This window comes from Pseudogemmatithrix spongiicola (assembly GCF_030623445.1).
Taxonomy (GTDB): Bacteria; Gemmatimonadota; Gemmatimonadetes; order Gemmatimonadales; family Gemmatimonadaceae; genus Pseudogemmatithrix; species Pseudogemmatithrix spongiicola.
The window spans coordinates 1,270,166-1,291,564 of the sequence record NZ_CP130613.1 but is presented as its reverse complement, the minus strand read 5'-3'; the positions used below and the strand labels follow the sequence as shown (position 1 = coordinate 1,291,564).

At 68.3% G+C, this 21,399-nt stretch carries 22 protein-coding genes; 16 read left to right on the top strand and 6 right to left on the bottom strand.

The genetic code is table 11. The features are described 5' to 3' along the window. The first annotated feature begins 13 nt into the window (after positions 1 to 13). The gene (locus Strain318_RS05850) at positions 14 to 334 is read left to right on the top strand and encodes a hypothetical protein (protein WP_367887582.1); all 321 of its coding nucleotides are present in this window, start codon (positions 14 to 16) and stop codon (positions 332 to 334) included. Positions 335 to 384: 50 nt separating this feature from the next. Here Strain318_RS05850 and Strain318_RS05845 read toward each other — a convergent pair whose 3' ends face one another. Next, a complete protein-coding gene (locus tag Strain318_RS05845; RefSeq protein ID WP_367887581.1) occupies positions 385 to 1,341 on the bottom strand; it encodes an IS30 family transposase in 957 nt (318 codons plus the stop codon). Between the two features lie 588 nt (positions 1,342 to 1,929). Here Strain318_RS05845 and Strain318_RS05840 point away from each other — a divergent pair. The 9 genes from Strain318_RS05840 (at position 1,930) to Strain318_RS05800 (ending at position 9,634) form a co-directional block, all read left to right on the top strand. Further along, entirely contained in the window at positions 1,930 to 2,265 is a 336-nt protein-coding gene (locus Strain318_RS05840) for a hypothetical protein (RefSeq protein ID WP_367887580.1), read from the top strand. Positions 2,266 to 2,460: 195 nt separating this feature from the next. Continuing rightward, positions 2,461 to 3,024, top strand: coding sequence for a hypothetical protein (locus Strain318_RS05835; protein ID WP_367887579.1), 564 nt, complete (start codon positions 2,461 to 2,463; stop codon positions 3,022 to 3,024). A 2-nt stretch (positions 3,025 to 3,026) separates the two neighbouring features. After that, on the top strand, positions 3,027 to 4,166 hold the full coding sequence (locus tag Strain318_RS05830) for an NHL repeat-containing protein (RefSeq protein WP_367887578.1): 1,140 nt from the start codon (positions 3,027 to 3,029) through the stop codon (positions 4,164 to 4,166). Positions 4,167 to 4,301: 135 nt separating this feature from the next. Continuing rightward, a complete protein-coding gene (locus tag Strain318_RS05825) occupies positions 4,302 to 4,445 on the top strand; it encodes a hypothetical protein (RefSeq protein WP_367887577.1) in 144 nt (47 codons plus the stop codon). 162 nt (positions 4,446 to 4,607) lie between these two features. Further along, positions 4,608 to 5,210 (top strand): class I SAM-dependent methyltransferase, encoded by a 603-nt coding sequence (locus Strain318_RS05820; RefSeq protein ID WP_367887576.1) that lies wholly within the window; start codon positions 4,608 to 4,610, stop codon positions 5,208 to 5,210. Positions 5,211 to 5,388: 178 nt separating this feature from the next. Then, positions 5,389 to 5,832: a hypothetical protein gene (locus Strain318_RS05815; protein WP_367887575.1), complete on the top strand. Its 444-nt coding sequence runs from the start codon at positions 5,389 to 5,391 to the stop codon at positions 5,830 to 5,832. 288 nt (positions 5,833 to 6,120) lie between these two features. Then, complete coding sequence (locus Strain318_RS05810) at positions 6,121 to 6,705, top strand: hypothetical protein (protein WP_367887574.1); 585 nt, start codon at positions 6,121 to 6,123, stop codon at positions 6,703 to 6,705. Between the two features lie 10 nt (positions 6,706 to 6,715). Further along, on the top strand, positions 6,716 to 7,126 hold the full coding sequence (locus Strain318_RS05805; protein WP_367887573.1) for a hypothetical protein: 411 nt from the start codon (positions 6,716 to 6,718) through the stop codon (positions 7,124 to 7,126). A 60-nt stretch (positions 7,127 to 7,186) separates the two neighbouring features. Beyond that, positions 7,187 to 9,634 carry an ABC transporter permease gene (locus tag Strain318_RS05800; RefSeq protein ID WP_367887572.1) on the top strand — a complete coding sequence of 816 codons (2,448 nt, stop codon included), beginning with the start codon at positions 7,187 to 7,189 and terminating at the stop codon, positions 9,632 to 9,634. A gap of 4 nt (positions 9,635 to 9,638) precedes the next feature. On the opposite strand, the gene Strain318_RS05795 is transcribed toward Strain318_RS05800, so the two are convergent. After that, the gene (locus Strain318_RS05795) at positions 9,639 to 11,075 is read right to left on the bottom strand and encodes an esterase/lipase family protein (RefSeq protein ID WP_367887571.1); all 1,437 of its coding nucleotides are present in this window, start codon (positions 11,073 to 11,075) and stop codon (positions 9,639 to 9,641) included. 76 nt (positions 11,076 to 11,151) lie between these two features. Here Strain318_RS05795 and Strain318_RS05790 point away from each other — a divergent pair, with 76 nt between their 5' ends. Beyond that, positions 11,152 to 11,586: a hypothetical protein gene (locus tag Strain318_RS05790; protein WP_367887570.1), complete on the top strand. Its 435-nt coding sequence runs from the start codon at positions 11,152 to 11,154 to the stop codon at positions 11,584 to 11,586. Here the strand turns inward: Strain318_RS05790 and Strain318_RS05785 are convergent. Continuing rightward, positions 11,567 to 12,553: an alkaline phosphatase family protein gene (locus Strain318_RS05785; RefSeq protein WP_367887569.1), complete on the bottom strand. Its 987-nt coding sequence runs from the start codon at positions 12,551 to 12,553 to the stop codon at positions 11,567 to 11,569. The genes Strain318_RS05790 and Strain318_RS05785 overlap by 20 nt on opposite strands. Position 12,554: 1 nt before the next feature. Further along, a complete protein-coding gene (locus tag Strain318_RS05780; RefSeq protein WP_367887568.1) occupies positions 12,555 to 13,763 on the bottom strand; it encodes a serine hydrolase domain-containing protein in 1,209 nt (402 codons plus the stop codon). Between the two features lie 74 nt (positions 13,764 to 13,837). Between Strain318_RS05780 and Strain318_RS05775 the strand changes: the two genes are divergently transcribed. Next, positions 13,838 to 15,430: a hypothetical protein gene (locus tag Strain318_RS05775; protein ID WP_367887567.1), complete on the top strand. Its 1,593-nt coding sequence runs from the start codon at positions 13,838 to 13,840 to the stop codon at positions 15,428 to 15,430. Positions 15,431 to 15,437: 7 nt separating this feature from the next. Here Strain318_RS05775 and Strain318_RS05770 read toward each other — a convergent pair whose 3' ends face one another. Both Strain318_RS05770 and Strain318_RS05765 read right to left on the bottom strand, forming a co-directional pair. After that, positions 15,438 to 16,052, bottom strand: a complete 615-nt coding sequence (locus tag Strain318_RS05770; RefSeq protein WP_367887566.1) for a hypothetical protein — start codon at positions 16,050 to 16,052, stop codon at positions 15,438 to 15,440. Between the two features lie 76 nt (positions 16,053 to 16,128). After that, positions 16,129 to 17,922 carry a tetratricopeptide repeat protein gene (locus Strain318_RS05765; RefSeq protein ID WP_367887565.1) on the bottom strand — a complete coding sequence of 598 codons (1,794 nt, stop codon included), beginning with the start codon at positions 17,920 to 17,922 and terminating at the stop codon, positions 16,129 to 16,131. A gap of 175 nt (positions 17,923 to 18,097) precedes the next feature. Here Strain318_RS05765 and Strain318_RS05760 point away from each other — a divergent pair, with 175 nt between their 5' ends. The 4 genes from Strain318_RS05760 to Strain318_RS05745 all read left to right on the top strand — a co-directional run bounded on the left by Strain318_RS05760 (position 18,098) and on the right by Strain318_RS05745 (position 21,378). Then, a complete protein-coding gene (locus Strain318_RS05760; RefSeq protein WP_367887564.1) occupies positions 18,098 to 19,015 on the top strand; it encodes a PEGA domain-containing protein in 918 nt (305 codons plus the stop codon). A 69-nt stretch (positions 19,016 to 19,084) separates the two neighbouring features. Then, on the top strand, positions 19,085 to 19,498 hold the full coding sequence (locus tag Strain318_RS05755) for a hypothetical protein (RefSeq protein WP_367887563.1): 414 nt from the start codon (positions 19,085 to 19,087) through the stop codon (positions 19,496 to 19,498). A gap of 89 nt (positions 19,499 to 19,587) precedes the next feature. Continuing rightward, positions 19,588 to 20,982 (top strand): hypothetical protein, encoded by a 1,395-nt coding sequence (locus Strain318_RS05750; RefSeq protein WP_367887562.1) that lies wholly within the window; start codon positions 19,588 to 19,590, stop codon positions 20,980 to 20,982. Between the two features lie 18 nt (positions 20,983 to 21,000). Then, positions 21,001 to 21,378, top strand: coding sequence for a hypothetical protein (locus tag Strain318_RS05745; protein ID WP_367887561.1), 378 nt, complete (start codon positions 21,001 to 21,003; stop codon positions 21,376 to 21,378). Positions 21,379 to 21,399 lie beyond the last annotated feature (21 nt).

Here is a 21,399-nt window from a genome sequence, read left to right as displayed (position 1 = left end):
AACGGAACTTGCGATGCCGTGGTCGATTTACATCGCGCACTTCTTCGGCGCAGCGTTCGTCGCGAACGCGCTGCCTCATCTCACGGCCGGCATTGCTGGCAAGCCATTGCAGAGCCCTTTCGCGTCTCCGCCGTTTCGAGGGATGTCGTCGCCGCGCGTGAACGTTGCGTGGGCGCTGGCCAACCTCGCGTTTGCCTATCTCTTGCTCGTCCGCGTCGGTCCGCTTGATCTGTATCACTGGCACGATGCAGCGTCGGCCTTTGTAGGGTTCAGCAGTATGGCGTTCATCTGTTCGCGCTCCTTCGTCCGTTTGCGCCGAGAGGGCGTCGGCTGAGTTCGTGTCCTGCGCTGTGTAGAGTCAACTTTGAAGTGCACCGGTGAGGGTTAGGCCGCATAGACTTCCGCCGGCGTTCTGAAGCCGAGTCGCTTGCGTGGTCGACGGTTGAGCTTGTCCGCAATGCGCTGGCAGTCGCGCTGCGTGAGCCCCCTCATCGAACGTCGCTTCGGCAGGTACTGCCGGATCAATCCGTTGGCATTCTCGTTGCTGCCACGCTCCCACGAGTGATGCGGCGTGGCGAAGTAGCACTTGGCGTCGACGACCGCCTCGAGCTTCTCGTAGGAGTGGAACTCGGTCCCGTTGTCGAGCGTGATGGTCCGCACCGGCCGCGGTTGCGCCAGGATGAGCTGACGGAGGCGGGCGTTCGTCTCCGGCGCCTGGCGCGAGTCGAGCTGCCCGATCGCGATGAAGCCGGACTTCCGCTCGACGAGCGTCAGGATGCATGCGGTGTCCGTCGTGCTTCCCATCACCGTGTCGCCCTCCCAGTGTCCGAAGCGCGAGCGATGCTCCGCGCCCGGCGGCCGCGTCGAGATGTGCCGCTTCCCCGCGAGGCGTCCGCGGCTGTCGTAGGTGCCGTAGCGCTTCCGCAGGTTCTTCGTCATCACGCGCAGGTGGGTGTACAACGTCCCGCCGCGCTCGCGATCGGCGTGGATGTACCGATAGATCGACTCGTGGCTCGGCGTGCGGATGCCGAAGCGCGCGTGGAAGCCCACGATCTGCTCCGGGCTCCAGTCCTGGCGGATCCAGTATTCGACGAAGGCCCATTCGTCCGCCGTGAACTGCGTATTCCGGCGCGACGTGCGCCGGCGCTCGTTCGTATAGGACTGCGCGCGGTCGACCCAGTACGTGCGGCCAAGCGTGCGCCACGCATTGCGACGCACCTCGCGACTGATGGTGCTCGGGGCGCGTCCGAGCTCGCGCGCAATCGCCGCGCTGGAGTACCCCAGCTTCCGCAGCGCGGAAATGGCGTACCTTTCTTCGTGGGTGATCTGGGTGTAGGTCATGGCGTCCTTTCTCTTGGAGGAGAACTGAAGCCTAGCCTGCCCCAGGTCACCTCACCCACATCTGGGCGTGCGATAAGCTGTGCACTTAGTATGTGAATGCGCGCAGCATAACGACGCTTGCCGCCGATGAATGCGGTGCGGATACAGTTGTGGGGCATCCTCGTAGCGCAGGCAACCGTCTGCCGGGCGCCGCGGTACGAATAGGGGATGAGGTTCCGCGCGCTCCGTCCCCACCGGCGCCACCGCCTGCCCTCGCTCGTCGCCGGAGCCGTCGCGCTCCTCGTACAGGCGACGTTGGCTGTCCTCGTCCTCTGGCAGCCATCGCCCGCTCCAATCCAGCCCGTACGCAGCCCTCGCGCGGCGGAGACCACTCGACGACTTATCTACATCCCCATCGAGCGCCCTCGCGACTCAGGACTTGGCGACCCAACGACTGCTGGCGATGCGCGAGGCGGGACCGCTCGTGCGCCCGCGGTTGATTCGAGCACGACGGGCGTACTCGACGCCGATGCCGCGCCCTCCGGAACCGCGACCGCTGCGCCCGCGCCCGCTGCTGAGCGGCCCTACAGCCTATTCGACAACCCCTTCATGCCGTCGCGCGATGCTCGGCTCGGGGTGCCTCCGATCAGCGAATCGGATTCGCTCCAGCCTCTGCGTGATCACCTCGCCCGCGCGTTCACCGAAGCCCTCGCGCGTGAGCGCGCCGCGGATGGCGCCAGTGATTGGACCATCGGGAGCGGAGACGCGCGCTTCGGCCTCACGCCGGGACGCCTCCACCTAGGCCGCTTCACCATCCCGCTTCCGGTCACGGTCCAATCGCTGCGCGACGCCGACCCCCGCACCCGCCAGCACCAAGCCATGCTCCGTGAGGTGCGCGAGAGAGCTGAGCGGCGCGAGCGCGAGGCGCGGAGGCAGCGCCCGTGAGATCGCGCGCGCACGGCATAACGCCGCTTGCTGCCAATAAGCGCGGAGCGGTAGCGGGGGTGGGGCGCTCGCCCTAGGGCGAGCGGGGACGGCGCGGTCTGGCGACCGCCCCACCCCAAGGTTCTATTGAAGCGTTCAAAGCAGCAGCACACGTTTTGCCGCACCGGAGATTCCACCCCCACGATGAGGCCTCATATGCGCTTCGCGCGTCTCGGACCACTGGCTTTCGCAGCTGGGCTTGCAAGTCTGGTTGCCGCACCGATGGCACAAGCCCAGGCCACGCCGAGCGTTGACGGCAGAGCAGACCGCTCCATCGTGACCGAGATGGGGTCGAGCTTGTTGATCGGCGTTGGCCTTCGTGTCGGCACCCGAACGGACTTGATCCTTGACGGTGGTGGGCGACTGTCCGACATCGACGGAACGGGCACTCGCATGTTCGTCATGCGGCCCGCGATCAAGCGATACCTGGGCGCCACCGATGGCAGCGTTGCCCCGTATCTGCTGGTCGGCATGAAGGCGGAATGGACGAAGAGTGACTTTGGGGGATCGTCACTCGCCACTCAGCGGATTGGCGCCACTGCCGGCCTCGGCTTGGAGTGGTTTCCCACCCAACGAGTAAGCGTTGGCGGGAACATCGGCGTGGAACTGCTGGCGCTGCGGCGTGAGAGTTCAGCCCCGCTGGGTGGCCCCGATCCGGTGGCCACGGGTTCCGAGATCGGCACTGCTGCCTCCGGTATCCGACTCCGTCTGTTCTTCTGAGCATGGGCAGCGTCGGTGGCCCCGAGCGCTCCACCACCAACACCTCGCGCCCAAGCCGCGTGCAGCTGAGCGCGAGGACATGGTACGTGACACAGCTGCAGCGAGCGCTTCGAGTCCTGTGCGTCTGCGGCATCGTGGGTTGCGCGGCCGAAGTCCCCGTGATCGAGCGTACACCGCACTCGCTGATCGCGGACACGCTCGCATCCGCCGATGATGGCGCCTTCTTCCGTCCCGCGGACATCGTGCTGCTACCGTCCGGTGAGCTTGCGGTCTTGGAGTACACGCCGTCCGCCATCGTCGTCATTGACTCCTCGTCAGGAGCCAGAGTGCGGCGCATTGGCGGACCCGGCAAAGGTCCAGGCGAGCTCGAGCAGCCGCTGGGCCTGCGGCTGAGCGGCGACACGCTCGTGACGCTCAACGCCGGCAACGGTCGCGTCGAGCGCTTCCTTGTGGATGGCACCGTGTTGGAGTCGCGGCCCGCCCCCATCGGCGCGCATCTCGGGCGCTTCGCCTTCAATCCGGACGGCGGGATGCTGCTGCCGACCGCCGGCGCCGACAGCACGCTCCTCCGCGTGCTCGCCCCCAACGGGACGCTGTCCCATCGCACCGGCCGACCGCGCGTGCCCTTCACGCGCCAGTACAATCTCGACGCGTTCCGCGCGCAGGCGGAACGGCTTGAGGTTCCCGACTACTACGGCAATGACGTGCTTGCCGCGATGTCTCCGGACTCCGTCTTCTGGCTCGCGTTCGGCGCGATTCCGGAAGTGGCCGCGTACCACCGGGATGGCAGCGTCGTCGCGACCTTCCGCCTGCCCGATTCCCTCTCAACGCCGATTCTCGAGGACTACCGGACTCGCAATCGGGAGGCTGCAGGCACCCTGCGCTTCCATCAGCTGTCGTTCTTCGCGGACATCCGGTTCGACGACGCACTTGTCTGGGTATTGCTGCGCAATCCGCCGGATCTCGACGCACGGGTACTCGTCCTGGACCAGCTTGGCGCGCTGAAGGGCAACTATGTCATCGCTGGTGCAAAGGATGTTTGGCGCATCGCCCCCGCGCGGCGCGCGGGCTGGCTGTATCTTAGCTCTGCAACCACTTCCGAAGTCTATCGCGTGGCGCTGCCCGACTCGCTTCGCCGATAGATGCGATTTCACGACGCTTGCTGCCCATGAGCGCGGTGATGCATTCTCACAACAGACACATGTCGAACGGAGATCTTCGAGTCCTCGCGGCGGCGCGGCGGGGGGCGGCCAGGCCTCTTCGATGCCGCGTTACTGATGCGGCCATACCGAAACGAGTACACGATGCTCGACGTTCCGCCGCTGGTGCAGCGATTCGTGTTCCCGCTGGTGGTTGGGCTCGGCATGCTACTGGGGAAGTACAGGAAGTACCGTGAGGCGCCCGCACCGCACCGGGATTGACGGGCGGCGTGCGAGCGTCGGCTTGCCACCGATGGCCGAGTACGTGCGGATGCTCTCCGAGCAGACGAAGCTCCCGGTGGTTTGGCCGCCGCGCCGCTAAGGCATTCGACGTCGCCGGCTGCCGTGGGCCGCTGTGCAGCTTAGCTTGGACGTGAGGCCGACATGAACCTCGAGTCGTACAACGCAATCGCCGAGCAGTGGGCGCGACACCGGGTGGCACTCTCGCCGGGTGAGGCCGCGGTGTTGCCTATGCTCGTCGAAGATCTTCCGCCCGGTTCCACGGTGCTCGACCTCGGGTGCGGCACGGGCCAGCCCATTGCCGCCTACTTCGCGGACGCAGGATTCCGGATTGTTGGCGTCGATCAGTCGCCTGCGATGCTGGCCCGCGCACGGCAGGCCCTCCCGGCACACCGGTGGCTACTCGGCACCCTAGAGGACTTCCCGGCCATCAGCCACGTCGCCGCGGTCGTCGCGTGGGACTCCCTCTTTCACGTCCCCCGCGAGCAGCACGCACACATCATTCGGCGGGTGCGCGCGACGCTACCCCTCGGCGGGCGCTTCGCCCTCACCGTCGGCGGGTCCGAGCATCCCGCATTTACCGATGTGATGTTCGGGCACACATTCTTCTACGATTCGTTGCCGCCGGCGCAGGTGACCGCACTGCTCACGTCGTCCGGATTTCGGGTCGTGCACGAGTCCTTCCTCAATCATCCGGACGGCGCGCGGGACAAGGGGCGCGTGGCACTGGTGGCCGCGGCGGCCTGACGACGCGTGCCGCCGAGTGCCGCAGGTCGTAGGTGAGCTTCGCGGGGCGTCCGTGATGGCCTAGGGTTGGTTGCGAACGCACCGCCCAACCCTTCTTACCTGGGAAGGCTGCAGCAGAAGCACACATTCACCTGAGCAACACAAATCGCCGCTTCCTCCTACGATGACACCCAGACGCGTGCTCTCCCTCCTTGTCGCCGTTACGACGCTCACGGTGTCCGCGTGCACGACGGCAAAGGCCCCAAACCCCGTCGTCGTGCAGGCTAACGAGTATGCCTTCACTGCGCCCGACAGTCTCCCGGCTGGAGCCACCGCCTTCGGCCTCGCGAACGGTGGCAAGGTCGCGCACGAAGTCATCGTCGTGCGCCTGCGGCCGAATGCCGATATTCAGGAAATCCTCCGCCTCGATCGCGCTGACAGTTCCTGGAGTGCGCTCCGCGACCAGCCCAGCGGAATCCTCACGGCCGAACCCGGCGTCACTACGCCCGGCCAGCTCCTCATCAACTTGCAGGCCGGCGAGCGGTATCTGCTCGTGTGCAACTTCCGTGACGCCGAGGCGGCGCCCGCGCACATGCATCTCGGCATGTTCAAGCTCATCACCGTCCGCGAGTCCTCCGAGTAACCTCGACCGCGGCAGGCGCCAGGCGAACGACGATCGCTGCCGATCAACACGGTGTGGGTGCAGTGGTGGGACGTCCACAGCAGATGGCGCCTTATGGTTCCCGGTCCCGGGCATGTACGGTGGCTTCAAGTACCGACTCGCGAAGCGTGGCCACGAGCTCTAGCTGATTGCGGACTCTTGGTGCTGGGTCGTTCTCACGTGACGACGGCGCATACCGCGAAGGTATTGTTGCGCATGCGATCCAGCCGGACAGTCACCGTTCTTGCTCGGCGCCTCATCGCTTGCTCGATGGCGTTGCTCATCGCCAGCTGCAGCGACCCCGTCTCTCCGGACGACGAGTATCGCATGGCGCTGGCCGCCGTCGAGGACTGGACAGCTGCCAACCCGCTCTCCTGGAGCGTGGTGACGTCGGGGACCCAAGCGCCGCGGCGCACGAGCTGGTCACAGCCCTGTTCGGCCAATCCACCGTCAGGATTCGTGGCGCTGAACGTGCAAACTGCGAATACGCGGGTGACTGTCTTCTTTCGCTGCCCCATCGCCTCGGCCAGCACCGCGGCGGAACTGGCCGACGCCTTCAGCCATATCGTCCTCGAAGAGCTGCCGCACCGCCTTGCCGTGCCGAACTGGAGGTTCGAAGTGCTGACGCCGGCCTCATCGCTGTTCAGTGGCGTCTCGTTCTTCGACCAGGCTGGGGGGCGTCTCCGCATCCAAGTCGAAGCGCCCCTATACGCCCTCTACGGCCACAGCACGCGCCGCACCTGCATACCGCCGGCCGACGGCGAATCCGCGCCGAGCTGTTTCGTCTTTCGACAGCATGCCATACCGCTCAGCTTGAGCATCACGGTTCCGTTTGACGGCTCCGCGTTGCAGTGAGTCGCGCGCAATGACGTCCACACACCGACAGATTCCCTACCTGCGCAAGGCGAGTTCCCTGCTCTGGATCGACTGCTTGGGCGGCTTGGCGGTCGGCGTCCTGGTCCTCGCGCTCTCCCCGTGGCTCAGCAGGCTCTACGCGATGCCGGAGAGCTTCGTCATCGCGCTGGGCGCCGCGAATCTCGCGTATGGTGCGTTCTCGCTGTCGCTCGCCCGACGCGCCGTCCGCCCCCGAGCGCTCCTGCAGCTCCTCATCGGCGCCAACCTGGCCTGGGCGGTGTTCTGCGTCATCGCCAGCGCCGTCCTCGCCGCGCAGGCCTCTGCGTACGGTCTCGGCCTCCTGCTCCTCGAGGGCGCGTATGTCGGAGGCCTCGGCCTCCTCGAGTGGCGCTTTCTCGATGCCCTGCTGACCGACGCCTGAGCCGTCCTGCAGCCCGCCGTCCGGCTGAAACCCAACAGGCCGCGCATACGTCTGCCCCATATGCCGACGCCCCCCGCCGCGCTGCTGCAGTCGCTCGGCAGCGACATGCGGTTCGCCCTACGCTATCTCTCGCGCCACAAGGCCACGACCGCGATCACGCTTGCGGTCATCGCCCTCGCCACCGGCGCCAATACCCTGATCTTCTCGTTCTTTCAGGCCATGTTCCTGCGGCCGGCGCCGCAGGTCCCGCAGGACCCCGCACACGCCCTCGTCTGGATCCAGGAACGGCCCACAAGGACCGCCGCGTGGAAGCTGACGGATCTCACGGGGACGCAGCTCGACCAACTCTCCGCGCGCCGCGAGGTGTTTGCCTCCGTCACGGCGTGGATCGAGGACGACGCGATCGTCGCCGCCGGAGACAGCGCCGGCGCGCAGAACGTCCCCATCACCTTCGTCGCCCCGAACTTCTTCACGACGCTGGGCGTCCCCCTCATCGGTGGGCGTGACCTGTTCCAGCGCGACGACGGCAGCGCCGACCTGAGCGCCGTGATGGCCGCGATCCACGCGGAACGGATGTTCGGATCGCCCGAGGCGGCGCTGGGACGGCGGCTGCTCGTCAATAAGGTGCCCGTGGAGATCGTCGGCATCGCGCCGCGCCGCTTTCGCGGTGCGATGCGCGACGACGTGGAGCCGATGCTCTTCATCCCGCTCAGCGCGCGCAGCACCCTCACCGCGGCGCCGGCCCGCTGGTTCGACGACGACCCTGCCCTGCGCGTGCTGGCGCGACTCGCACCGGGCGCGAGCTTCGCGCAGGCCGCTGCCGTGGCCGAGCAGGTCGCGACGATCACGCTCCCCGACTCGGCGGACCGGGTCGGCATGGCGCGGAGGGCGGACGTGCGACACCTCGGCGCCGTGCCACCATGGGACGAAGGCGAGGAGCTGCTGCTCGTCATCTCGCTGCTCGCGGCCCTTGGCCTGCTCATCCTGCTGGTCGGCTGGATGAACGTCAGCGCGCTCATGGTCGCGGCTGCGGTCTCGCGACGCCAAGAGATTGCCGTGCGCCTCGCCCTTGGCGCCACGCGCCAGCGCATCATCCGACAACTCGCCACCGAGTCGACGATCGCCTCGCTGGTGGGCGCGGCGGCCGGCGCAATCGGGGCGTTCTGGCTCCTCTCGTTCGTCAGCGCGCGCGTGGTGATCGGGGCAGACCTCTCCCCCGACCTGCAGACCTTCGCGTTCGTCTTTGTGCTCGCGATGGCGACGGGCATCCTATTCGGCCTCTCGCCCGCGCTGCACGCGACGCGCGGGCTGGCGGGTGCGCTCCGCGACTCTGGGCACGGCGCCACGCGACGCTCGCGACTCCAGCGGGCCCTGGTCGTCGCACAAATCGCGCTCTCGCAGCCGCTGCTGGTGGGCCTGCTCGTCATGCTGCACACCGTGCGCGCCAACCATCGCCCGATGGCCGTCGAGACGAGCCGCGAGGTCATCGAGGCGACGTTCAACCCTAGCGGCGATCCAGCGCTGGTCGAACTCGGTCCCCTCCAGGTGACGCAGCTCATCCCGCGGATCGCCGCGCGTCCGGAGGTCCGCGCGGTCGTGCCGGCCGCACAGGAGTTCGAGGTCCGCGGGAACATGCATCTCACGGGCGCCGCACCGGGGTGGTTCGACCTGCTCGATGTGCCGATCGTGCTCGGGCGTGACGTCTTGCTGGCCGACAGCAACTCGACCGACCTTCCCGTCGTGATCGGCGTCGATCTCGCACAGGCGCTGTACGGCGACGCCAATCCGATCGGGCAGCGCACTGCGCTGCCACCGGCCAGCGGCGCGAGTGAAGAGCAGCTCTTGATGACCGTCGTCGGGGTGTACGATTCCCGCGTGACCGTGCCGGACATGCCGCCGGCGGGCAGCCAGGTGGCGGGGAAAGGACCGTTCCGGATCTACACGGCGCACGGCATGGCGTGGTCCACGAACCAAGTGCTGGTCCGCACGCGCGGGCCGGCGGAGGCGTACCTCCCGGCGCTTCAGCGCTTCGTGATGGCTGAAGCGCCGCAGTTGCCGATCTCTGCCATCCGGACCCTTGAGCAGCGCGATGCAGACGAGCGCCAGTTCACGCAGCGGCTCTCGCTCGGAGCAGCCCTCGGCGCCGTGCTTGCGCTGCTGCTCGCATCACTCGGGCTCTACGGCGTGATCGCGCTGTCGGTGCGGCAGCGCACCCGCGAGATCGGGGTGCGGATCGCGGTAGGCGCCGAGCCCCTGCAGGTCGCGCGCATGTTCCTCGCGTCTGGCATGAAGTCGGCGATGATCGCGTTGGCGATCGGGCTTCCCATCACGCTGGCCGCGCTGCAGGTGCTGATCGCGCAGGGCGAGATGCGCATGTCGGCGACGCTGCCGCTGGCGGTCGGCGCTGTGGTCGCGGCACTGCTGCTGACCGTCGCGGCGCTGGCGACTTGGATTCCATCTCGCCGCGCGGCGGAGGTCGACCCCGGCTTGACGCTGCGCGCCGAGTAGGACGTCAGCGCGTCCGCACCGTCCGCTCGATCCACACGTAGTCGGTCTTCCGGTCCACCCCGATATCGACCAGGGTCGTCGTGTTCGGATACAACAGCGTCGGCGCCCCGGCCGTGGCCTTCGGATTGGAGTACGCCAGCGCCACCGCCTGCAACTGCTCGTTCGCGTAGCGGATGCCTCCATCCACCGGCGGCACGTAGACCCGCATGGTCAGCGCCACATCCTCGCCGATGTCCGTCGACGCGTCGGCGATCAGCCGCTGCACCGCGGCAGGATTGACGAGGAAGCGTCGATACGCCGCATCGCTGCGGTTGGCGTGCGCTTCGCGTACCATCTCCTCCTGTACGCGCGCGCCGTACGTGCGCTCCTTCGCCGTCTCCCCCGACCCGCTGCGCCAGCCGGCTCCCTGCAGCCGCGAGACCTTCGCGAGGCCGAAGGCAAGCGTGAAGTCGCGCACCGGCACGTCGTGATCGTCCCGCACGCGCACGAGGAACTGCTGGTACTGCGGGTACCCCGTCGCGCGATACGTGTCCGCCGTGACCTGGGCGACCTCGGCCTTGAGCGCCGCGAACTCCCGCGCGGACTTGGTCTGCAAGGCCTTGAGCACGAGTCCGCTGACCAGTGACGTCTGCTTGCCCGTCGCATCGAACGACGAGACGATCGACCCGTGGTCCAGTCCGGGGAGCACCCCGAACGCGAAGTCGTGCGTCGACGTGTGGCCGCTCCATCGGTACGGCGGCGTCGAGGGGTCATCGCCCGCGTATCGTGTGGGCGTGACGCGGAGCAAGATGGAATTCAGCGGCGCGCCGGCGATCACGATGGTCCCGTCGGTACCCGGCTTGGAGACCATGCGCCGAAGGTCGCCGTAGGGCTCGACGCCCGTGAGGATCGTCAGCTGGATGCCCGTCGGCGTGAAGTGGCTGCCCTGCCCCAGCGTGTCGCGCTCGGCGAGCCGCCACTGATATGGACTCGCGAGTTCGAGCCCGTCGAGCAGCGTGCGACCGGTCTCGAGGAAGTTGCCGAGTTCCTTGCGGCCCTTGGCGAGCGCACCGAAGAACGACTTGCCGCGATGCGCCAAGGGCGAGCCGAAGTTGGCGGGGGCCAGCATGACGAGCCGCTTCACGGGGCAGTCGCCGATGCGCGCGTCGCGGAGATAGTAGCGCCAGATCCAGTGCCGCAGCACCAGGCCGCCCGTGGAGTGCACGACGACGTTGACGGACTGCTTGGCCCGGCCATCGGCACCGATGAACCCGCGCTCCATCATGCGCTCGTGAAAGCCGTCCACGATGTCGTCGAAGGTGAGCGCGTCTTCGCGAGACTCGTACTCGCCGAAATAAATGTCCTCGACGTCCGCGATGCCGCGCTTCGACAGGAAGGCCTTCATGGCCTTGAACGAGCGGCCGGTGTCGCTCCAGCCGTGCACGAGGATGGTCGTCGTCACTGCGCGCTCCGGGAAGCGGTTGCGTACGCCCGACGCCAACTTATAGCATTCGAGGACCACTCGCACCGGAGTCCACATGCGACTGCTGCGTTGGACCGCCTTCACCATGTTGCTGGCCTGCGCACCCACGGAGCCCGTGGACACCACGCGCTGCGTGCAGGCGACGTCCGGGTTCGGCAACTTCGGCTGCACGGTCATCATCGGGCGCGTGCTCGGGAGCGATGGAGCGCCGCTGGTCAACGTGAGCGTCGGTCCGCGGCCAAGCCTTGACGGTTCGCAGTTCAACACGCCCTACGACCGCACGGGCGCCGACGGCCGCTTTGCGCTGCGTCTCACCCGGTACAGCCGGGGCGAGAGCGATAGCGTGTCGCTGTGGATCCGCGCGAATCAGGTCCCGCTCGCGCCGGGTGAGCCGAGTGTGGGGGACAGCGTGTTCGTGCGCGCTCGCGTGGCGCCGCCCAACAGCGTGCCGGATACCGTGGCGGTCGAGATTACTCTTCCGGTGTCCTGAGCAGCGAAGCAAGGAACGACACCCCATCCATCCGCGCCGCCACATCCGCCGGCACCGCGACACCCATGAACTGCAGGATCGACGGCGCAATGTCCACCACCGCCGCCGCTCCGCTCGTGAACCGCTCCGTCAGCTCCGGCTGATTCGTCACGATCCACGTTCGGCGCTCGCGCTCGCTCTGCCCCCCATGCCCCTTGCCCGTCGCGGCGTCGCGGCCGTGGTCGGTCGTCACGACGATCATCCACTGTTCGCCGAGCGCCTGCCGCCGCTGCACCGCGGCCCAGATGCGCCCTACATGCGCGTCCGCCTCGCGCACCGCCGCGTCCGATGCCTCGCGGTCGCCGTTCGCATGCGCGGCGTCGTCTGTGTACTGCAGGTAGACCCACGAGAGATCCGGCCCCACACCGGCGATGTGCGCGGCCGTCTCGTCGGTCACGCGCGCATCGATGGCGCGGATGTACTGTGACCGGCGGTCATGCGGATACGCGATGGTGTCCAACTCGTAACCGTCCGCCACGTGATCGAGTTGGAAGGCGCCCGCCTGTGGCTTGCCGATGCCGATGAGCACCGTGCGATTGTCCGTCCATGTCGAGAATAGCGCCGTCCGACGCGCGGGCTCGACGGTCTCGACGATGCGAAACAGGTTCCAGTAGGCATAGTTTGGATTCTGCCGACTGTTGTTCCACACGTTGTGCTTGTTGGCCCAGGTGCCGGTGATGAGGCTCATGTACCCGGGGGCCGAGATCGTCGGCGTCTGCGTGGGGCCACCGAGTTCGCCGCCGACCCAGGCGCGCGCGTAGCCGCCCGCGGCGGCGATGGCGTCGAGCGCCGGAGTCTCCACGCGCTCGATCACGTCGGCTGGGATGCCGTCGAGGATGATGAAGACGGCCTTGCGCGCGCCGCTGCGCTGCGCAGCGGCCGGCAGAGCGACGACGCTGAGGAGCAGCGCCACCAAGAGCGCGCGCATGCTACGGCGCCGGTTGGCGGGACCCGCCTTCCGCGTCGATTAGCGCCCGCACCTGTTGGTAGAACGCTTCACGCGCCGGCGCCTGCGGCCCGATCGTCGCCCGCGGCCAGTTGGCGTTCATGGCGATGACCAAGCGCCGCGCGGGGTCGATGAAGATGCCCTGCCCGAAGATGCCGCGCGCGGCGACGGCACCGTCGTCGTACGTCCACCACTGGTAGCCGTACCCGCGGCCTGGCTCCCCGATCTCCATCCGCTTGGTGGTCGCCTCGGCGAACCACGTCTCCGGCACGAGTTGCCGGTCACCCACCCTGCCGTTGGCGAGCACGAGCAGTCCCATGCGCGCGAAGTCGCGCGTCGCGGCCTGGATGCAGCAGCCGGCGATCTCGTGCCCCGAACCGCCGAGCAGCCAAGTGGCCTCGGCTTCCATGCCGGCGGGATGCCAGATCTTCTCTTGCAGGTACTCGCTCAACGACTTGCCGGTGGCCGACGACACGAGCACGCCGATGAGATTCGTCTCGCCGGTATTGTACTGCCACACCGTGCCCGCCGGATGCGCGCGCGGCAAGCGGCGCATGTAGCTCACCGTGGCGTCCATGCCGCCCTCGGGCTTCTCCTTGTTGAACTGCGCGACGTCGGCGTTGGGATCCTCGTAGTCCTCGTTCCACCGCACGCCCGAGCTCATGGTGAGCAGTTGGCGGATGGTGACGGCGTCGTAGGCCGAGCCGCGAAGGTCGGGGATGTAACGGCTCACGGTATCGTCGAGGCTCGTGATGAAGCCGTCCTGGATGGCCGCGCCGACGAGCGTGGACGTGAAGCTCTTCGCGACCGAGAAGCTGGTCCAGCGGCCCTCGGCGTCGAAGTCGAGGCCGTAGCGCTCGAAGCGGACCTTGCCGTCCTGCAGGATGACGATGCCGGCGCTGCGCTGGTCGGCCATGAACGCATCGATGCCGGGAATCTCCAGCGGCTCACCCATCGGCAGCGCGAGCGGTGTCGGCGAGGGCGAGATGTGCGCGGCCTTGGCGAGGATCGGCAGGCGATCCATCGCGCGGAAGGCGGCAGTGCGCTGGTCCTGCTTCCAGAGCAGCACGTCGCGGTCCGTGGGGAGCGACGCCAGGAGGCCGCGGGTTTCCTTGTCGAGGCTGGCGAACAGGAGACCGCCGCCCAGGGTGAGGGTGCCGGCGGCGGCGAGGGCGAGGATGCGGATGCGCATGGCAGGAACTTAGCCAGGGTCGCCGCCCTAGGCACTCTTGCGCGATACGCCCGCAAATCGTATCGACGACACATATGCGCTCCCGCCGCTTTCTCGCGCTGAACCTCCTGCTGCTCGTTGCGAGCGGCTGCGCGGACGCGTTGCTGGAGGTGTCGCCGCCGACCGGGGACGATACCCTCGTCTTCATGCCGGCACACGCGGGCGTCATCCCCGGCGGGACGCAGACCCTCATGAACGGCAACCCCGCCGCCTACGTCTGGTCCGTGAACGGCGTGGTCGGCGGCAACGACGTCGTCGGCCGCATTACCGCGCCCGGACGGTACACCGCGCCTGCCGCACCGTCGGGCGACTCGGTCGTCGTCACGGCGTCATTGATCGCGCGGCCGGACAGCGTGCGGCGCAGCGTGGTGTTCTTCCTGCCAGATGGACTTCCCGACAGCTACCAGATGGCCCTGCCGCGGGCGGTCGAGATCGCCGTCCCGCGACCCCTGCGCATCATCGTCCGGCGGCCCGCGAACGTGCAGCGCATGGACTACGTCACGCGCCTCAACGAAGTACGTCCGATGTACCCGCTGGGCTTCGGCGCCTTCACCATCGCCGTGCCGCACGCCGAGCTGATCGCGGGGTATCGCCCCCGCAGCCTGCGTTCGTTCATTGGATTCTTCGACGAATTTGACGCGGGGGGCCTGCGGCTGCGCCGCGTCAACTTCACGGTCAACTTCCGCGAAGCGGCGCATCCGGACGTGAGCATCACGGCGCTCGGGGCCGATGCCCAGCGCTCGGCGCACCTCCTGAACCTGCGCCACGACGAAGTCTCCGTGAACGCCACGCCGAACGTCGTGGCGCGAGCCATCGCGCGCCTCGGGTCCTCCGACTTCGACTTCATCGCGGTCATCGCCAACGTCTCGACGGCGAACAACCGCAACTACCAGTCGATCCGCAACGACATCACCGGCCTCGGGCACTCGGTCTTCGACTTCTCGTCGACCTGGGGCACGGGTCCGCGCGTCCTCGGGGCGATCTCGTATCCGATCGACTCGTACTTCGACGCCGCCGAGAAGGCGACGCTGCACGAGATCGGCCATCGCTGGATCAACTTCGGCACGCATCCCGCGCTCGCGTCCGGGCGCCCGCACTGGCCGATGTCCACGATGGCCGGCGGCCTCATGGGGTTCTCCATGGCCGGCGGGGTCGGCGGCGACTTTCCCATTCAACTGACGGACCTCGGCAACGGCACCGCGCGCGTCACGCAGTTGCCGCTGCCGGCGCCTGCGTACTTCGACCCCTTCGATCTCTACGCGATGGGCCTGCTGCCGCCCGACTCGGTGCCGCCCGGCATGATTCTCCCGACAACTACTGCATTCTCGGCGCTGACGACGGGGGCGGTGTTCCCGGTGACGCCGTTCACGATCAGTGATTACGTGACGGCGCACGGCCCGCGCGTGCCATCACACGCCACGGCTCCGCGCGAGTTCCGGGTGGTCACGGTCATCCTCTCGCCGTTCCGGTTGCTGAGCCCGGCGGAGATGGCGTTCTTCGATGCGGCGGCGGCGCGTGGTGAAACGGAAGTCCCGCTGCCGGCGCAGATCGGATTCTCCAACGCCGACGCGCCCGGCTTCTTCACCGCGACGGGTGGCCGGGCGCGCCTTCGCATGGCGCTGCCGTGATGCGCGTCTAGAACTTGCCGAAGCGGAAGACCAGCGAGCCGCTGGCGCCGCTCAAGTTGTCGTTCACCAGCCGCGCATCCTCGGCGCCGAACACGAAGCGATAGCCGCCCGTCACGCCGATGCGCATCCAGCGGATGACATTCATCTCGAGACCGATCTGCGGTTCCGCCACGCCGAAGGTCTCGGTCTCATCCGAGACATTGCGCGGGCGCCGGTCATCGGGCCACACCGACACGCCACCGCCGCCCAGCATCACGCCGTAGGTCGCGTGCACCAGCTTGGACGGCCGCGTGATGACCTCAAGCGTCAGGCCACCGTAGCCGAAATCCATCTCGCCGCGCACGGGCAGCCCGCCGATGATCGCATCCACGTTCGTGGTGCCCCCGACACCCATGCCGCCGATGGCGAAGCGGCGGTTGACGAGGAACGCGCCACCGCCACCGCCCAGGGACATGGTCTCGCCAGCCACGCCGGTCACGCGGTAGAGCGGGCCGCCGAAGCCACCGAAGTCGCGGGGGCCGCCGCCGAGGAGGTACTCGTCCTGTTGTGCCTGCGCAGCAAGCGGGAGAGCGGCAGCGATGGCGAGCGTGGCAAGCGACTGGCGTACGGCAGAGAAGCGCATCCGGGATCCTCAGGGAGGGTGTGTGCCCCCTGATACGCCGGAGACCCCCAACAGGTTTCCCGGTGGGCGGCGGGCGCTAGCCCGCGGACGAACAGAGCACGCGTGCGGCCTCATCGACGGCTGAACGCAGCCCCGCGTGCGCCTCGTGCAGTTCGGTCGCCGCGCTGCCCTGCCCGACCCCGCGCTCCAAGAACCGGCTGGCCAGCGCGAGATCGGAATCCGCGACGCGAATCGGATCGCACTGACGACCAGACGCGCCCACCACGAGGTGCGCCCGCGCCTGCTGCAGCGTGGCCGCGACCAAGAGGCTGCGCGAGTCCTCGCCGGAATCGACGCTGTCGGCCAAGGCGAGGAAGGCCACGGCATGCGTGTAGGTGTCCGGCACGCTGTCCACCGCGCTGCGCAACGCCTCGAGGCCGCGTCCGACGAGGTAGGTGCGCAGCATCATCGTGCCCTCGCCGCTGCGCGGTGCCTGCGCCAAGACGACCAGCGCGCTGTCGGGCCGCCCCTCCTGGTACCAGAGCTCCGCGAGCCGCAGATACGCGGGGCCGAGCGTGGCGTCGGCGACCAGCGCCTGCGAGAGTGCACTGCGCTCCGCGCCGGCGTCGCCGCGCGCGCGGGCGCGCTGCGCCGCCACGACGCGGAGCGGGGCCAGCGACGGGAAGCGCGCCAGGCCGCGGGTGAGCGCCGCGGCGTTCTCGCCCGAGATCAACTCGACGTACTGGACGTAGAGTCGCCCGTCCTCCGGATGCTCGGTGACGGAGCGCGCGCTCTTGGCCACGGCGCGGATGGTATCCCCGCGCATGGCCAGCGCTTCTATATACCGGAGCGCGTAGTTGGGATCTCCGGCGAACCCCACATCCACGCGCTCGAGCGAGTCGCCGAGCGCCGCGGCCTCCGGCCAGCGCGCCAAGGTGTGCAGCGCGCGGAAGCGCAGGCGGGGATACCGAATCTCCGACGGGTTCAGATGGTCCACGCTATCCAGCGCGGCCAGCGCATCGCGTGGGCGCGAGAGCGTGAGGAACGACTCGACAGCCTCGGCGCCCAGATCCGCGGAATCGGGCCGCAGCGCGAGCACGCGACCCCACGCCGCGACGGCGCGGCTGCGTGCGGCGGCGGCATCCCCGCGAGCGGCGCGTGCGATGGCCGTGATGGCCTGCGCCCGCAGAGTGGTCGCGATGATGCTCACCGAGTCCCGCGCCATGATCCACTCGGCCAGCCGGATCACGGAATCCGCCGGCACCGACTGCGTCGCGGCGACGCGCATGAGGCAGGTGCGGGCGAGCACCGCATTGGGGGAGCGCGCGATGGCCTGCGTCGCCGCGCGCGCGGCGGCATCGAACCGCCCTTCGCGCGCATGGTTCTCGCAGCTGCGCAGCAGGTCCATCTGGGCGCGGGCCTGCACGACCGCGCGGGCGAGGGCTGTCGCCGTGGCTTCGCGACCCACCCCGCGGACCGTGGGCAGTGGTTCGCGCATGCGCGGATCGCGCACGAGGCTGAGTTCCGCGCGCACGACCAACGTGTCACCCCGGGAGCGGACGTAAGCTCGGAGTACTTCGTCAGCACGGGAGATGCGCGTCACCCATCCGACTTCCTGGGCGCGCGCGAGCTCCGGACGCTGCAGGCCCCCCACCGCGAGGATGCGCACCGCGGAGTCGGAGTCCACCACATTGAGCTGCCGTCGGTCCGCCAAGCGCAGCAGGGCGCCGCGCATTTCGCCAGCAAGGCGCAAGCCTTCGCGGCGGTCCGTCTCGTGGTAGAAGGGCATCACCTGCAGCGTCTGACGCACGAACGACTCGGCCCCTGGCGACTGGGCGCCGAGGGCTGGGGCGATGAACGCCAGGGTCAGGAGGAGCCGAGCGATGCGCATCCTTCCCAATATGTCACGGTCTGGGCCAGCAAACGACCTAGGGCTCGTAGCGAGCGGCCTATTGCGGATTCGTCCGCGGCGCCGAGGATTTCCCCCTGTGCCCCACGTGCCCATCCATGCCAGTCATCCCTCCCGAGCACGCAGGTCAGCGCGCGTCGTCCTCCGACGCATGTGCATGCATGGATTGTCAGTCGCCGCTGTCGTGCTGTTGCCCGGTTGTGCGACGCTCACTAGCGGTACCACGCAGGGCATCGTGGTCACCAGCAACCCCACGGGCGCGACGGTCGTGGTGGACAACGATTCGATCGGCGTCACCCCAATCACCACGAAGCTCGCGCGTAAGTCGCCCCACGTCCTGACGGTCACGCGTCCGGGCATGGCCGCCGAGACGCTCGCCGTGTATCCGACGGAGACCGCGGCGGCGTTCTATTGGAACCTGATCTTCGGCCCGTACGCGCTGATCTCCATGCCGCTCGACGTCATGACCGGCGCGAGCCGTGCGTTCCCAGAGCCGGTGCTTCACTTTGACCTTGCTCGGTCTGCCGACGGTTCGGCGGCTGCGTCGTTGCCGCGCGACGCAAGCCGCGACGCAAGCCGCGACGCAAGCCGTGACGCAAGCCGTGACGCAAGCCGCGACAGCACCACGGAGGGCGGCAGCATCGCCGCGACGGCGCGAACGGATACGATGGACGCGGCGCCATGGCTGGACATTCCCTGGGGCGCCCGGGTGCGCGTGCGTACGGGCGGTGGAGGGCAGCCGGAAGTCGTCGGACGCTTCATGGGTCGCCTCGGCGACACGCTCGTAGTCGAGACCAATCGGAATCGCCCGGCGGCGCGGCGGCTGCGCTCGGACATTCGCAGCGTGGACCTCAGTACCGGCGCAAACCGCCTCAGGGGTGCGGGACGTGGCGCTGGTTTTGGCGCCGTGATGGGATTCGGCGCGTTCGCGCTGCTCGGCGCGGCTGATGGCGCCGGCATGGCCTTCTTCATCGGAATACTCGGCGCGGGCTATGGTACCATAGCGGGCGCAGTCTTCGGGTTCCTCGCGCTGCCCAGCGACGACTGGATGCGCGTGTACGAGTGGGCGCCGTAGGCCAGCCCGCCAAGCGCTTCCCATCGGCCGTCCCCGGGGCATATCATGCGGCGTCCCCCCAACGCTCCCATGATGCCCCGCACACTCGTCTCCGTCCTCCTCAGCGCCCTGCTCCTCGCCGGCTGCGCCGACGACCCCCTCGATCCGCTGCGCAGCATCCGCATCGAGGTCCCCAGCACGGTCACCTTCGTTGAACCGGGCCCGACCGACGTCGCCTTCGTGGTGCGCAATACCGGCCGCCGTGCCGTCGCGCTGCAGCACTGCGGCGAGAGCCTTGTCGTGTACGTGGACCTCTGGGGCGGCGAGGAATGGATGCAGCTCACGGAAGTCCTCTGTCCCGAGGCGTTGGCGTTCACGGACTTCGCGGCGGGCGCGGAGCGAGAAGGCTTCTTCCGGCTGAACTTCGCGGGCCCGGCCCGGTACCGGTTGCGCATCGAGTCCGAGGACGGCGACATCACCTCGCACGCGATCGACCTGCGGTAGGCCAACGGGCTGGGCACCGCCGGACGGGCTCCGGCGTTGAGAGCGGCTGTGGGTCCCACCTTCGCAGTCCTCCACAGCCTTCGCCACCGATGCTCGCCACCCTTCGCCGCGCCCGCCTGGCCGCGGCCGTCGTGTTGCCCGTCAGTCTCGCCGCCCAAGCCCCGACCCGCCCGATGGGCCCGCCGCCCGGCGCCGGCCGGCGTCCTGCTGCCGGACCGGACTCGTCCACCCTGCAGTCCCAGGCCATCCGCGTCTTCTTGGACTGTCAAGGACGCGCCCGCGGCTGCGACCGCGCCTTCCTCACCGAAGAGATCAACTTCGTGAACTGGATGCGCGACCGCTTCGACGCCGATGTGCTGGTGCTCGCGCAGGCGCTCACGAACGGCGGCGGCGGCATCGAATACACCATCACGTTCATCGGCCGCAACCGCTTCCAGGGCATGAGCGACACGCTCACGCTGAACACGCTGCCGAACGACGCGGACGACCGCATGCGCCGCGAACTGGCGCGGGTGCTCAAGCTCGGCCTCACGCGCTATGTGGCGCGGTCGCCCATCGCCGCGCGGGTGCAGGTGGCCTACGCCGCGCCGGCCAACGGCCAGCGGGGCCAAAGCCCGAGTGCCGCCAGCCTGCGCGATCCGTGGAACCTCTGGACGTACAGCACGAACTTCAACGGAAACGTCAACGCGGAAGACCGGCAGCAGCGCGTCATCGGATCCCTCTCGCTCTCCGCCAATCGCAGCACCGCCGACTGGAAGCTCAACTTCTCGGTGAGCGGCAACATTAACGAGCAGAAGTTCAAGATTCCCGCCACCACCACGCGTCCCGCGTTCACGGTCACCAACGAGCAGCGCACGTACAACCTGAACTCGCTGATCGTGAAGTCGCTGTCCAGCCACTGGTCGGCCGGCATGAAGGTCGGCGCCGGCTATTCGGACTTCCTCAACCAGGACGCGGCGATCCGCCTCCAGCCCGCCATCGAGTACAACTACTTCCCGTGGACGGAGCAGACGCGTCGCCAGCTGACCCTCCTCTACAACGTGGGCCCCAACTACTACGACTATCAGCGCGAGACGGTCTTCGACGAAACCTCCGAGCTGCGCTACTCGCAGCAACTGACGGCCTCGGTGGTCTCGCGGCAGCAGTGGGGCACGCTGAACATGTCGCTGGACTGGCTGAACTACCTGCACGACTTCAACCGCCACGCGCTGACCTTCACGACGAACGCCGACCTGCGCCTCGGCCGCGGCTTCTCGCTGAACGTCAACGGCGAAGCCGCCCGCGTGCGCGACCAGATCTACCTTCCGGCGGCCGGCAACACCGAGGAGGAGATCCTCCTCCAGCGCCAAGCGCTGCAGACGGGCTTCCGCATCCGCGCGAACATCGGCGTGCGCTATACCTTTGGGTCTATCTACAACACCATCGTGAACCAGCGCTTCAGCTCGCTCGGGTCGAGCGGCGGGCGCTTCGCGTTCTTCTTCTAATCCCCAGGAGCCAGGGCGATGCTGCCGTACGCGTTCTACAAGCTCGTGCATGTGCTTGGCATCGCCCTCACCCTCACGGCGCTGGGCGGCATGACCGTGCACGCGCTCAACGGCGGCATGAAGGCGGAGAACGCCGCCCGCAAGCTGTTGATCGGCATGCACGGCTTCGGCGTGTTCCTCATCCTGCTCGGCGGTTTCGGGCTGCTGGCGCGCATCGGCTTTGCGCATGGCAGCGGGTTCCCGCTGTGGCTGTGGGTGAAGCTTGGGCTGTGGACGGTGTTCGCGGTCGCCGCCGCACTTCCCTATCGCATGCGCGCGGCGACGCGTCCGCTGCTGCTCATGCTGCCGCTGCTGGCGATGGCGGCAGCGGGCATGGCCGTGTACAAGCCGACCTGATGCCCGCGCGTCGCGAAGCGA